Genomic DNA, 12,327 nt, shown 5'->3' on the forward strand with positions numbered 1-12,327 from the left:
CCCGGCGCCTGCGCAAGATGGTCGGGGGCGGCATGCGCCAGGCCGGTCAACTGGCGGCTGCCGGGCTGTATGCACTGGATCATCAGGTGGCGCGTCTGGCCGATGACCATGCCAATGCCCAGTTGCTGGCCGAGGGCCTGCGTGCTGCCGGTTATGAGGTTGAGCCGGTGCAGACCAATATGGTCTACGTCCAGATCGGTGAGCGTGCCGAGGCACTCAAGGCCTTTGCGGCCGGCCAGGGGATCAGGCTCAGTGCCGCGCCGCGCTTGCGAATGGTGACGCACATGGATGTCAGTCGCAGCCAGATTGAGCAGGTGATAGCGGTTTTTGCCGAGTTTTCCCTTCAATAAGCGTTCAATCCGTCCAATTGCTTGTCGCTATCGTATAAACACGCTGTACCCGGGGCGAAGGGCCGATATAATGCGGCCCTTTGCGAGTCGCACTGTCGATTGACGTGATTTACTTGCCTCTGGCCGCAGCCTCCGTGGAAGAACCTATGAAAAGCGCAGAAATCCGTGAAGCCTTCCTTCGCTTCTTCGAGGAGCAAGGTCACACCCGTGTCCCTTCCAGCTCCTTGGTCCCTAATAACGACCCGACCCTGCTGTTCACCAACGCGGGGATGAACCAGTTCAAGGACTGTTTCCTGGGTCAAGAAAAACGTGCCTACACCCGAGCGACCAGCAGCCAGAAGTGCGTGCGTGCCGGCGGCAAGAACAGCGACCTGGAAAACGTCGGTTACACCGCCCGTCACCACACCTTCTTTGAAATGCTCGGCAATTTCAGCTTTGGCGATTACTTCAAGAAAGATGCGATCAATTTCGCCTGGACCTTCCTGACCGGTGTTCTCAAGCTGCCCAAAGACAAGCTGTGGGTGACCGTCTACGCCAGCGATGACGAAGCCTACGACATCTGGACCCAGGACGTCGGCGTGCCTGCCGAGCGCATGATCCGTATCGGCGACAACAAGGGCGCGCCGTATGCATCGGACAACTTCTGGACCATGGGCGATACCGGCCCGTGCGGCCCGTGCACCGAGATTTTCTACGATCACGGCCCGGAAATCTGGGGTGGCCCGCCGGGCTCGCCAGACGAAGACGGCGACCGTTACATCGAAATCTGGAACAACGTTTTCATGCAGTTCAACCGCACCGCCGATGGCGTGTTGCATCCGTTGCCAGCGCCGTCGGTAGACACCGGCATGGGCCTGGAGCGGATCAGTGCGGTGATGCAGCACGTCAACTCCAACTACGATATCGACCTGTTCCAGAGCCTGCTGACCGCAGCGGCGGACGCGATCGGCTGCGCCAACGAAGGCCAGGCATCGCTCAAGGTGGTAGCGGACCATATCCGTTCGTGCAGCTTCCTGATCGCCGACGGTGTACTGCCATCGAACGAAGGTCGCGGCTACGTGCTGCGCCGCATCATTCGTCGCGCCTGCCGTCATGGCAACAAGCTGGGTGCTACCGGCAATTTCTTCTACAAGATCGTCGCGGCCCTGGTGGCCGAGATGGGTGCCAGCTTCCCGGAGCTGGTGCGCGAGCAGGCCAATATCGAGCGCGTGCTCAAGGCTGAAGAAGAGCAGTTCTCCAAGACCCTGGAGCAGGGTCTGAAAATCCTCGAGCTGGATCTGGCTGAGCTCAAGGGTACCGTGGTGCCTGGCGACGTAGTGTTCAAGCTCTACGACACCTACGGCTTCCCGATGGACCTGACGGCCGATATCGCCCGCGAGCGCAACCTGACCGTGGACGAAGAAGGCTTCGAACGCGAGATGGAAGCCCAGCGTGTGCGTGCCCGTTCGGCCAGCTCGTTTGGCCTGGACTACAACACCCTGGTCAAAGTCGACGTGCCGACCGAGTTTGTCGGTTACAACGCTACCCAGGCCTCGGCCAAGGTGGTTGCGCTGTATAAAGAAGGGCAGTCGGTTGCCAGCCTGAACGAAGGCGACGAGGGTGTGGTGATTCTCGACCAGACCCCGTTCTATGCCGAATCGGGCGGTCAGGTCGGCGATTGCGGTTACCTGCAGGCGGGTGCTGCCCGCTTTGACGTGCGCGACACCACCAAGACCGGTGGCGCTTTCCTGCACCACGGCGTGGTTGCTGCGGGCGGCCTGAAAGTGGGCGAAACCGTTGAAGCCCAGGTGGACGCCGATGTGCGTCACGCCACGGCGCTGAACCACTCGGCCACCCACTTGCTGCACGCCGCCTTGCGCCAGGTTCTGGGCGAGCACGTTCAGCAGAAAGGCTCTCTGGTTGACAGCCAGCGCATGCGTTTTGACTTCAGCCACTTCGAAGCGATCAAGCCTGAGCAGATCAAGGCGCTGGAAGATATCGTCAACGCCGAGATTCGCAAGAATACCCCGGTCGAGACTGAAGAAACCGACATCGAAACCGCCAAGGAAAAAGGCGCCATGGCGCTGTTTGGCGAGAAGTACGGCGACAGCGTGCGCGTGCTGAGCATGGGTGGTGATTTCTCGGTTGAGCTGTGTGGTGGTATCCACGCCAAGCGCACCGGTGATATCGGCCTGATGAAAATCATCAGCGAAGGCGGTGTAGCCTCCGGTATCCGTCGTATTGAAGCGGTGACCGGCGCAGCTGCACTGGCTTACCTAAATGCTGCCGAAGAGCAGCTCAAGGAAGCCGCCAGCCTGGTCAAGGGCTCGCGCGAGAACCTGGTCGACAAATTGTCGGCGGTACTTGAGCGCAACCGTCAGCTGGAAAAACAGCTTGAGCAGTTGCAGGCCAAGGCCGCAAGCGCAGCGGGTGATGATCTGTCATCGTCGGCAGTGGACGTAAAAGGCGTGAAAGTGTTGACCGCCCGCCTGGACGGTCAAGACGGCAAGGCGCTTCTGGCGCTGGTAGATCAGCTGAAGAACAAGCTCGGTCGTGCGGTGATCCTGCTCGGCAGTGTCCATGAAGACAAGGTTGTACTGGTTGCAGGCGTAACCAAAGACCTGACTGGCCAACTCAAAGCCGGTGATTTGATGAAGCAGGCTGCTGCGGCAGTGGGCGGGAAGGGCGGTGGTCGTCCGGACATGGCGCAAGGTGGCGGTGTTGATGCTGCAGCCCTGGACGCCGCGCTGGCTCTGACCGTGCCATTTGTCGAGCAGGGTATCTGAGGTCCAGAACGCGCCGTTGTCTAGTAACGGCGCGTCGTTTGAATGATAAATGGGCGCCCTTTATGGGCTGAGGCTGCTTTGAAATGGCTTTGATCGTACAGAAATTCGGAGGCACCTCGGTCGGCACTGTCGAGAGAATCGAGCAGGTCGCCGATAAAGTTAAGAAGTTCCGCGAAGCCGGCAATGATCTGGTGATCGTGCTATCGGCCATGAGCGGCGAAACCAATCGCCTGATCGACCTGGCCAAGCAAATCAGCGATCAGCCGTTGCCGCGTGAGCTGGATATGATTGTATCCACGGGCGAGCAGGTGACTATTGGTCTGCTGTCCATGGCGCTGAACAAGCGTGGTGTGCCGGCCGTGTCCTACACCGGCAGCCAGGTGCGCATCCTCACGGACAGCTCGCACACCAAGGCCCGTATCCTGAAAATTGACGATCAGAAGATTCGCGCTGATCTCAAGGCCGGTCGTGTGGTTGTGGTTGCCGGTTTCCAGGGCGTTGATGAGCTCGGCAATATCACCACGCTGGGCCGTGGCGGTTCCGACACCACGGGTGTGGCGCTGGCAGCGGCCCTCAAGGCTGATGAATGCCAGATCTACACCGATGTTGACGGCGTCTACACCACTGACCCGCGGGTTGTGGCCAAGGCGCAGCGTCTGGAAAAGATCACCTTCGAAGAAATGCTGGAAATGGCCAGCCTGGGTTCCAAGGTGTTGCAGATCCGCGCAGTCGAGTTCGCCGGCAAGTACAACGTTCCGCTGCGCGTTTTGCACAGCTTCAAGGAGGGTCCAGGTACCCTCATTACTATTGATGAAGAGGAATCCATGGAACAGCCGATCATTTCTGGTATCGCGTTCAATCGCGACGAAGCCAAGCTGACCATCCGTGGCGTGCCGGACACCCCGGGCGTGGCGTTCAAGATTCTGGGCCCGATCAGCGCGGCCAACATCGAAGTCGACATGATCGTGCAGAACGTTGCGCACGATAACACCACCGATTTCACCTTCACCGTACACCGCAATGACTACAATGCGGCGCAAAGCGTGCTGGAAAATACCGCTCGCGAGATCGGTGCCCGTGAAGTGGTGGGCGACACCAACATTGCCAAGGTTTCGATCGTGGGTGTGGGCATGCGCTCTCATGCAGGCGTTGCCAGCCGCATGTTTGAATCGCTGGCCAAGGAAAACATCAACATCCTGATGATCTCGACTTCCGAGATCAAAGTGTCTGTTGTGATCGAAGAAAAGTACCTGGAGCTGGCCGTGCGTTCCCTGCACACCGCTTTTGATCTGGATGCGCCAGCCCGACAGGGCGAGTAAGGCGTTGGCAGAAGGGCGCGGTTAATCCGCGCCCTTTGTTTTTTGGCAGGCATGCACGAAGCCCACCCGTTTTGTCATGTTGGTCAATACTAAGGAGCGCAGAGTGCTACTAGTCGCTAGTAGGCTCGGGCTCTTTTTTTTTGCAGACTGTTGTCCCTGAAAAGATAAGTGTGAGGAGAAACGTATGCTGATTCTGACTCGCCGTTGTGCGGAAAGCCTGATCATAGGCGATGGCGAAATTACCGTGACCGTATTGGGCGTCAAAGGCAACCAGGTGCGCATTGGCGTCAATGCTCCCAAGGAAGTGGCCGTACACCGTGAAGAGATCTACCTGCGGATCAAGAATGAAAAGGATGAAGAACCAAGTCTTTAATTTTATTTAAGTTTTTAGTTGCATGCGGGGAAAAGGCTGGTTATTATACGCCCCGTGTTGCGGAGAGGTGGCCGAGTGGCCGAAGGCGCTCCCCTGCTAAGGGAGTACATCTCAAAAGGGTGTCGGGGGTTCGAATCCCCCCTTCTCCGCCATTATTCATGTAGCACGTTGTAATCTAGGCAGTTCAGTAAGTTGTTGAAAATACTGAAAAAAAATCTTGCCAGAGAGATTCAACGGTCTATAATGCGCCGCTTCAAATGCACTCGTAGCTCAGCTGGATAGAGTACTCGGCTACGAACCGAGCGGTCACAGGTTCGAATCCTGTCGAGTGCACCATTTAAGAGTCAATTGCCAAGGCGATTGGTTTTGCTTCAACCAGCGGTGGTCTGGTCTATCAAACACAACTTGCACTCGTAGCTCAGCTGGATAGAGTACTCGGCTACGAACCGAGCGGTCACAGGTTCGAATCCTGTCGAGTGCACCATTTAAGAGTCAATTGCCCAGGCAGTTGGCTTTGCTTCAGCCAGCGGTGGTCTGGTTTAACAAACACAACCTGCACTCGTAGCTCAGCTGGATAGAGTACTCGGCTACGAACCGAGCGGTGACAGGTTCGAATCCTGTCGAGTGCACCAAACATCAAAAAGCCCGCACGTTGTGCGGGCTTTTTGTTATCTGCGATTTGGCTATTGCTGTCATCCTCGCGACTTGTCTTGTGTTTATTCTGGCTCTTGTCCCTGCTCGTCAACGGCTACAAGGTTGAATTTCAGCTTTGAGTTGTGCCCTGTGCAACTCATCCTTCGTCGCACAAGCAGTGCGCAGGCGCCGTCTGGCGGTTTTTCGCAAGCTTTTGTTATCTCCAAGATTTTTGCGTCATTAATTTTCAAGCCGTGTATGATTGCGGCCGTCAGCCCCGCCGGGGCTTGTGGAATACCTCCATGGACTTACCCAGTAGTAACTCAGCATCCCGCTTTACCAATCATGAATTGACTGATTGATCCTTCCGGCGTGCCCTGCTGCTGGGAGTGGAGTTCGCCTATGACCGAAGTTGAAGTAAAGAAAACCCAAGAAAGCCTGCAAAGCCGCCTTGCTCAAGTTATTGAGCTGCTTAATCGCCAGCGTGTGGTCGAAGATCTGACTCATCGTCAGGAAGGCCATCACCATGACCGGGTCGAGAACCTGGTCCATCGGCAAAACCTTGTTGAACTCCAGCGCAAGCTGGAAGACCTGCACTCCGCAGACGTTGCCTATATCCTCGAAGCATTGCCTCTGGACGACCGCCTGACGGTCTGGCAGCTGGTCAAGGCTGATCGCGATGGCGACATCCTGCTCGAAGTATCCGACTCGGTGCGTGAAACCCTGATCGCCGACATGGACGATCACGAGCTCCTGGCAGCCGCCAAGGAGATGGACGCCGACGAACTTGCTGACCTGGCTCCCGAGCTGCCGCGAGACGTCGTCCATGAGCTGATGGAGACCCTGGATGGCCAGCAGCGTGAGCGCGTGCGCTCCGCACTGTCCTATAACGAGGACCAGGTCGGTGCCTTGATGGACTTTGAGATGGTGACCATCCGTGAGGATGTCAGCCTTGAAGTCGTGCTGCGTTACCTGCGTCGCCTCAAGGAGTTGCCGGGCCATACCGACAAACTGTTCGTGGTCGATTACGACGGTGCGCTCAAAGGCGTGCTGCCGATCAAGCGTCTGCTGGTCAACGACCCTGAAAAACAAGTGTCTGAGGTCATGGCCAACGACCCGGTGAGTTTTCACCCGGACGAAGATGCCTACGATGCTGCTCAGGCATTTGAACGTTATGACTTGATTTCGGCCCCGGTGGTGGACAAGAACGGCAAGCTTATCGGCCGTCTGACCATCGATGAAATGGTCGACCTGATCCGTGAAGAGAGTGAAAACGAAGTTCTCAACATGGCCGGTCTGCGAGAAGAAGAAGACATCTTCGCCTCGGTGTGGAAGTCCCTGCGTAACCGTTGGGCCTGGCTGGCAGTCAACCTGGTCACGGCATTTATTGCTTCGCGGGTGATTGGCCTGTTCGAAGGCTCGATTGAAAAGCTGGTGGCTCTGGCAGCACTGATGCCCATCGTGGCCGGTATTGGTGGTAACTCCGGCAACCAGACCATTACCATGATCGTGCGCGCTATGGCCCTGGATCAGGTTAACACCGGCAGCACTTCGCGGTTGATGCGCAAGGAGCTCGCCGTGGGCCTGATCAATGGTCTGGTGTGGGGTGGGGTGATTGGTGTTGTGGCCTACCTGCTGTATGGCAGCTGGTCGCTCGGCGTGGTGATGACCGCAGCCATGACCCTCAACCTGCTGCTGGCAGCACTGATGGGGGTATTGATTCCCATGACGCTGGCCCGGCTGGGGCGTGATCCGGCCATGGGCGCAAGCGTGATGATCACCGCCATGACCGACAGTGGCGGGTTCTTCATCTTTCTGGGGCTGGCGACTATCTTCCTGCTTTGATCATTCTGTACAGGGCGCGAACAGCGCCCATAAAAAAAGCCAGCATTTGCTGGCTTTTTTTATGCCTGGGTTAAATCAGGATTCTTCAGAGGCTGCTTCAGCATCGTGAGCAATCAGTGATACCAGGGCGTTTTGCTGGCGGTGTGACAACTGGCGGAAGCGTTGCAGCAGCTCACGCTCATGCAGGGAAAGCTCGGGGCTGTCGAGGCGCATGCTGAGCTCATCACCCAGAACGCCTTCCTGGATAAGGCTTTGCTCGAGACGAGCAATGATTTCAGAGTTCATGCTGCGGTGATGGTTGCGAGCCACTTCGGCGATGCGCTCGCGCATTCCGTCTGGCAGGCGAACGACGAACTTGTCAGCCGTGCGGCTGGAGTAAATTGCCTGTTTCAATGGGCGCATTTTAGTTAACCGGTTAGTTCAGGGGAGCGGTTCTCGGGAATTGGCCGCAGGATGTGTTTAAGACCGTCCTTATAGCCAAATGTTCAACCTGAATTGCTAAGAGGCGCGCATCATGCCTCAAATCTGCCACTTCCCTGGCGTCAATTCTGTGACAAATATTGAACCGGATAAAGGCGTTATGCCAGTAGGTCTTGTTAAAAATATACACTCGAATGGGTGGCTTAGCGATTAACCCAGCAAATTAATGGGTTTTCCCCCTTGCCTATGGGCAGTTTCAGCGCAATTGCGGGTCAAACTTGAACCTGCGGCCAAGCATCAGCGCCACCAGCCAGCAAGCGAAAAACACCGCGGCGGCGATCAAGGGCAGATTGCCAAATTCGTTACTGGTGAATACATCCAGGGCAAGGCTCGACAGTGCCAGCATTAACAGAGCCAAAGCGATTTTGGACATGATTTCTTACCCATCTCTCAATGTGCTTTCAAAAGACCCAGCGTTCACCCGCAGGTGCCTGGTCGGCGACGGGCTGGTTGGCAGCCAGACGAGGTGTCACGCGGCTGGTCTCTTTCATCACCGCAACCTGTGGCCGCGGTTTGTTGAAGGTAGCCGTCATTTCAACAGGCTGCTCGGCCGAAACGGGCTCGGGCAGAAAATGAAAAATCAGCAATACGGCCAGCGCGAGGGTGTTTAACAGTAGTAGCGTGCTGTTCATGGCGGTCATCTCTGAGAGCATGGACGGGATACTGTTAATAGAGCAGTCTTCGTGCCAACTGTAACAAGGCTAAAAAACCTTATAAAACAGCGAGTTGAGCCGTATATTCAAGAGTGTTTAATTGCATTTTGCAATGATGGCTTTTTGATGTAGTGCAAATTGCACGATGGTCGCCTGAGCCTTGCTTGTGCTGTGCAGTCGATCGCAACCTCGTACCGCTCATCGGAGGCAAAAAAAATCTGTTTTGGCCGCTGTCTTACAGTTAAAAAGACCACTCACGACATGACAAACCCAGGCATGCCCGTTACCATGCACGCCGTTATTTGTCTCAGTAGCTCAATTGGATAGAGCATCCCCCTCCTAAGGGGAAGGTTGCAGGTTCGAACCCCGCCTGGGACACCAGATACGTAATGGCCCCGCACTGTTGAACAGGCGGGGCCTTTTTTGTGGCTTTCAATCAGCCAGTCAGGCCTGGCCCAGCAGCCCGCGGCCCGCCAGGTTCTTCATCAGTGCACTGACCCCGAACGCCCATTGTGGCGCCTGGTCGCTGCCGGTCACGCGGTTGTGCAACGCTCCCAGTGTCGGTGACGAGATGCTTACAACATCATCGGCCTTATGGGTAAACCCCTGGCCCGGCTGGTCGCGGTCTTCGGTAGGAGCGAACAGGGTACCCAGGAACAGGACAAAACCGTCCGGGTACTGGTGGTTGGCGTTGAGCGTCTGTTCGGCCAGGTCCGCCGGGTCGCGGCTGATCTGGTTCATTGAGCTTTTGCCGTTCAGCACGTAGCCATCGACACCTTCAACACGCAAGGTCACTTCACAATGGCGCACGTCGTCGAGGTTGAAGTGTTCGTCAAACAGGCGAATAAAGGGCCCCAGTGCACAGGAGGCGTTGTTGTCCTTGGCCTTGCTCAGCAGTAACGCGCTGCGACCTTCGAAGTCGCGCAGGTTGACGTCGTTGCCCAGGGTCGCGCCGTGGATTCGGCCCTGGCTGTCTACCGCCAGCACCACTTCCGGCTCCGGGTTGTTCCAGCTTGAACCGGGGTGGATGCCAATGGCGCTGCCGCTGCCCACCGCAGCGAGGATCGGTGCCTTGGTGAAAATTTCGGCGTCGGGGCCGATACCCACTTCCAGGTACTGCGACCACATGTTCTGTTCGATCAGCACTTGTTTGAGGCGCATGGCTTCTGGCGAGCCGGGGCGCAGGTCGCGCAGGTTATTACCAATCACTTCGTGCACCAGGGCACGAACCTCTTCGGCACGGTGGGCATCGCCTCCGGCTTTTTCCTCGATCACCCGTTCGATCATGCTGGCAGCAAAAGTCACACCCGCCGCCTTGATCACTTGCAGATCTGCCGGGGCCAGCAGGTAGGGTTTGCCCATGTCGCGCTGCTCGCCGCTGTTGGCCAGCAAGGCCTGCATCGTGCCCAATACGGTGCCGCGGATTTCACGCACGGCTTGCAGCGGGTTGTCGCTATCGAGCAGCAGGCTCAGGGTGGGGAAGTGGGCCGTGCAGTCGATTACTTCACCGTCACGAATCACCACCACGGCCGGGCCGCCACGTTCGCCGGGCAACCACACGCGACCGACCAGGGTGGCGCGCTGCCAGTCATCGGGCAGGGTGTTTTCTATGGTCAATTGCAGCGTTTGCATATACGTGATCCTTGAAAAGAGTGCTTGGTGGGAGCGAGCTTGGTCGCGATCAAGTCACCACGGGTTGGCTGACCATCTGCAGTGTCTGCTTCGCGAGCAGGCTCGCTCCCACAGGTAATGTGTTTGTCGTGTCTAGTGGGAGTGACGGGGCGGGCCGTTTTCCGGGATCACGCGCCAGTACAGGGTGGCCGGTTCGAGGCAGCCGCCGGTGGAGAGCTGGCCGACCAGTTGGCGGTACAGTTCCTGCCACGGAGTTTGTGACGGGGCCAGCGGTGGCAGCGGTTCCTGGCGGCGTTCGTTGAGCACGCTTTCGTCCACCAGCAGGTTGACGCTGCGCGCGTTGAGGTCGACGCGCAGGCGATCGCCGGTGCGCAGTAACGACAGACCGCCACCCACCGCAGATTCCGGGGACATGTTGAGAATTGACGGGCTGGCCGAGGTGCCGCTTTGGCGGCCATCACCCATGCAGGGCAGGGAGTCGATCCCGGCCTTGATCAGGTTGGAAGGTGGCGCCATGTTCACGACCTCGCCGCTGCCGGGGAAGCCCACGGTGCCGCAGCCTCGAATCACCAGAATGCAGCGCTCGTCGATGTCCAGTGACGGGTCGTTGATCCGCGCCGTGTAGTCTTCCGGGCCCTCGAACACAATGGCCCGAGCCTCGAAGCTGTTGGGTTGCAACGGGTCGCTGAGGTAGGTCTTGCGAAAGGCTTCGCCCACCACTGACATTTTCATGATGGCACTGTCGAAGAAGTTGCCGCTGAGTACGATAAAACCGGCTCGGTGCATCAGCGGGTCTTCGTAGGAGCGGATCACGTCACGGTCGCCGGTGACGCAGTCGGCAACCACGTCACCCATGCTGCGGCCACTGACCGTGAGGCAGTCGCGGTGCAGGCGGCCGACCTTGTCCAGTTCATGCATCACCGCCGGTACACCGCCTGCGCGGTGGAAGCTTTCACCCAGGTACTCGCCGGCGGGCATGCAGTTGACCAGCAAGGGCACGTCTTCGCCGACGCGCTGCCAGTCTTCCAGTGACAGCTCGATACCGCTGTGGCGGGCGATGGCAATCAGATGTGGCGGGCAGTTGGTGGATGCGCCCAGCGCCGAGGCCACGGCAATGGCGTTTTCGAAGGCTGCGTGGGTCATGATCTGGGAGGGGCGTACGTCTTCGCGCACCAGGTCGACGATGCGCATGCCGGTGGCATAGGCCATTTGCCCGCGCTCGCGGTACGGTGCCGGGATGCTCGCGCAGCCGGGCAGGGACATACCCAGTGCCTCGGCCAGGGCGTTCATCGACAGCGCAGTGCCCATGGTGTTGCAGTGACCCACCGACGGCGATGATGCGGTGGTCAGGGTCATAAAGCCTTCGTAATCGATTTCGCCGGCGCTGAGCAGATTGCGCGCATGCCACAGTACGGTGCCCGAACCAATGCGCTGGCCTTTGTGCCAGCCGTCGAGCATCGGCCCGCCGGACAGCACGATGGAAGGCAGGTCGGTGGTGGCCGCTGCCATCAGGCAGGCCGGGGTGGTTTTGTCGCAACCGGTGGTCAGCACCACGCCGTCCAGCGGGTAACCATGCAGCACCTCGACCAGGCCCAGGTAGGCGAGGTTGCGGTCGAGGGCCGCGGTGGGGCGGCGCGACTGTTCGGCAATCGGGTGTACCGGAAACTCCATCGGGATGCCACCTGCATCGCGAATGCCGTCCTTGACCCGCTTGGCCAGTTCGATGTGATGGCGGTTGCAGGGCGTCAGGTCGCTGCCGGTCTGGGCGATGCCGATAATCGGCCGCCCCGATTGCAGTTCGGCGCGGGTCAGGCCCTGGTTCATGTAACGTTCCACATACAGTGCGGTCAGGTCGGCGTGGCTTGGGTCGTCGAACCACAGCTGGCTGCGCAGGCGGCGTGGGGTTGAATCGGTCATGGCAGGCTCCAGCAAGTTATTCGGGCAATGGGTTGTTGCGGCGCAACTGGCGGATCAGTCCGGCGTGGTCGAGTTCGCCGTCACCGGCCTCGACCATGGCGGCAAACAGGCTGTCCACCAGGCGGCCGACCGGCAGGTCCAGGCCCAGCTTCTGCGCCTGGGCGAGGGCGGTGCGGGTGTCTTTGAGCTGCCATTTGGCCGGGCCACCGGGGGTGAAATCGTTGTTGAGCATGCGTTGACCATGTTGGCGCCAGATCGGCGAATCGACAAAACCACCCATCAACGCTTCGTGGACCTTTGCCGGGTCGGCGCCGCCGCGCTCGGCCAGCAGCAAGCCCTCGGCGACGGTGGCGATGGTGC

The 12,327-nt window shown here is 58.5% G+C and carries 11 protein-coding genes and 5 tRNA genes; 10 read left to right on the top strand and 6 right to left on the bottom strand.

Going from position 1 to position 12,327, the window contains the following annotated elements; translation table 11 throughout:
- The 9 genes from GHO42_RS00145 to mgtE all read left to right on the top strand — a co-directional run.
- A partial coding sequence (locus tag GHO42_RS00145) for a beta-eliminating lyase-related protein (RefSeq protein WP_256671093.1) occupies positions 1-350 on the top strand: 350 nt, incomplete at its 5' end.
- Positions 351-496: 146 nt separating this feature from the next.
- Complete coding sequence (alaS, locus tag GHO42_RS00150) at positions 497-3,115, top strand: alanine--tRNA ligase (protein ID WP_095019219.1); 2,619 nt, start codon at positions 497-499, stop codon at positions 3,113-3,115.
- A gap of 83 nt (positions 3,116-3,198) precedes the next feature.
- Positions 3,199-4,434: an aspartate kinase gene (locus tag GHO42_RS00155; protein WP_095003369.1), complete on the top strand. Its 1,236-nt coding sequence runs from the start codon at positions 3,199-3,201 to the stop codon at positions 4,432-4,434.
- Between the two features lie 184 nt (positions 4,435-4,618).
- Positions 4,619-4,807 (top strand): carbon storage regulator CsrA, encoded by a 189-nt coding sequence (gene csrA, locus GHO42_RS00160; protein WP_095003370.1) that lies wholly within the window; start codon positions 4,619-4,621, stop codon positions 4,805-4,807.
- Between the two features lie 61 nt (positions 4,808-4,868).
- Positions 4,869-4,959, top strand: a tRNA-Ser gene (locus GHO42_RS00165).
- Between the two features lie 107 nt (positions 4,960-5,066).
- Positions 5,067-5,143, top strand: a tRNA-Arg gene (locus GHO42_RS00170).
- 71 nt (positions 5,144-5,214) lie between these two features.
- Positions 5,215-5,291: transfer RNA gene (locus GHO42_RS00175), tRNA-Arg, on the top strand.
- Positions 5,292-5,362: 71 nt separating this feature from the next.
- Positions 5,363-5,439, top strand: a tRNA-Arg gene (locus GHO42_RS00180).
- A gap of 403 nt (positions 5,440-5,842) precedes the next feature.
- Positions 5,843-7,285, top strand: coding sequence for a magnesium transporter (gene mgtE, locus GHO42_RS00185; protein ID WP_016782141.1), 1,443 nt, complete (start codon positions 5,843-5,845; stop codon positions 7,283-7,285).
- A 75-nt stretch (positions 7,286-7,360) separates the two neighbouring features.
- Here mgtE and GHO42_RS00190 read toward each other — a convergent pair whose 3' ends face one another.
- The 3 genes from GHO42_RS00190 to GHO42_RS00195 form a co-directional block, all read right to left on the bottom strand.
- A complete protein-coding gene (locus tag GHO42_RS00190) occupies positions 7,361-7,687 on the bottom strand; it encodes an Arc family DNA-binding protein (RefSeq protein WP_016782142.1) in 327 nt (108 codons plus the stop codon).
- Positions 7,688-7,961: 274 nt separating this feature from the next.
- Positions 7,962-8,138 carry a PA3371 family protein gene (locus tag GHO42_RS25605; RefSeq protein WP_165446519.1) on the bottom strand — a complete coding sequence of 59 codons (177 nt, stop codon included), beginning with the start codon at positions 8,136-8,138 and terminating at the stop codon, positions 7,962-7,964.
- 28 nt (positions 8,139-8,166) lie between these two features.
- Positions 8,167-8,397, bottom strand: a complete 231-nt coding sequence (locus GHO42_RS00195; RefSeq protein ID WP_095020878.1) for a hypothetical protein — start codon at positions 8,395-8,397, stop codon at positions 8,167-8,169.
- Between the two features lie 325 nt (positions 8,398-8,722).
- Between GHO42_RS00195 and GHO42_RS00200 the strand changes: the two genes are divergently transcribed.
- Positions 8,723-8,799 (top strand) — tRNA-Arg (locus GHO42_RS00200).
- A gap of 63 nt (positions 8,800-8,862) precedes the next feature.
- On the opposite strand, the gene GHO42_RS00205 is transcribed toward GHO42_RS00200, so the two are convergent.
- The 3 genes from GHO42_RS00205 to GHO42_RS00215 form a co-directional block, all read right to left on the bottom strand.
- The gene (locus GHO42_RS00205; RefSeq protein WP_095020873.1) at positions 8,863-10,050 is read right to left on the bottom strand and encodes a fumarylacetoacetate hydrolase family protein; all 1,188 of its coding nucleotides are present in this window, start codon (positions 10,048-10,050) and stop codon (positions 8,863-8,865) included.
- Between the two features lie 132 nt (positions 10,051-10,182).
- Positions 10,183-11,967, bottom strand: a complete 1,785-nt coding sequence (locus tag GHO42_RS00210; protein ID WP_095003372.1) for an IlvD/Edd family dehydratase — start codon at positions 11,965-11,967, stop codon at positions 10,183-10,185.
- A gap of 16 nt (positions 11,968-11,983) precedes the next feature.
- On the bottom strand, positions 11,984-12,327 hold a 344-nt coding region (locus tag GHO42_RS00215), incomplete at its 5' end, for an NAD-binding protein (protein WP_153384071.1).

Source organism: Pseudomonas sp. FSL R10-0056, from assembly GCF_009600105.1.
GTDB lineage: Bacteria > Pseudomonadota > Gammaproteobacteria > Pseudomonadales > Pseudomonadaceae > Aquipseudomonas > Aquipseudomonas bubulae.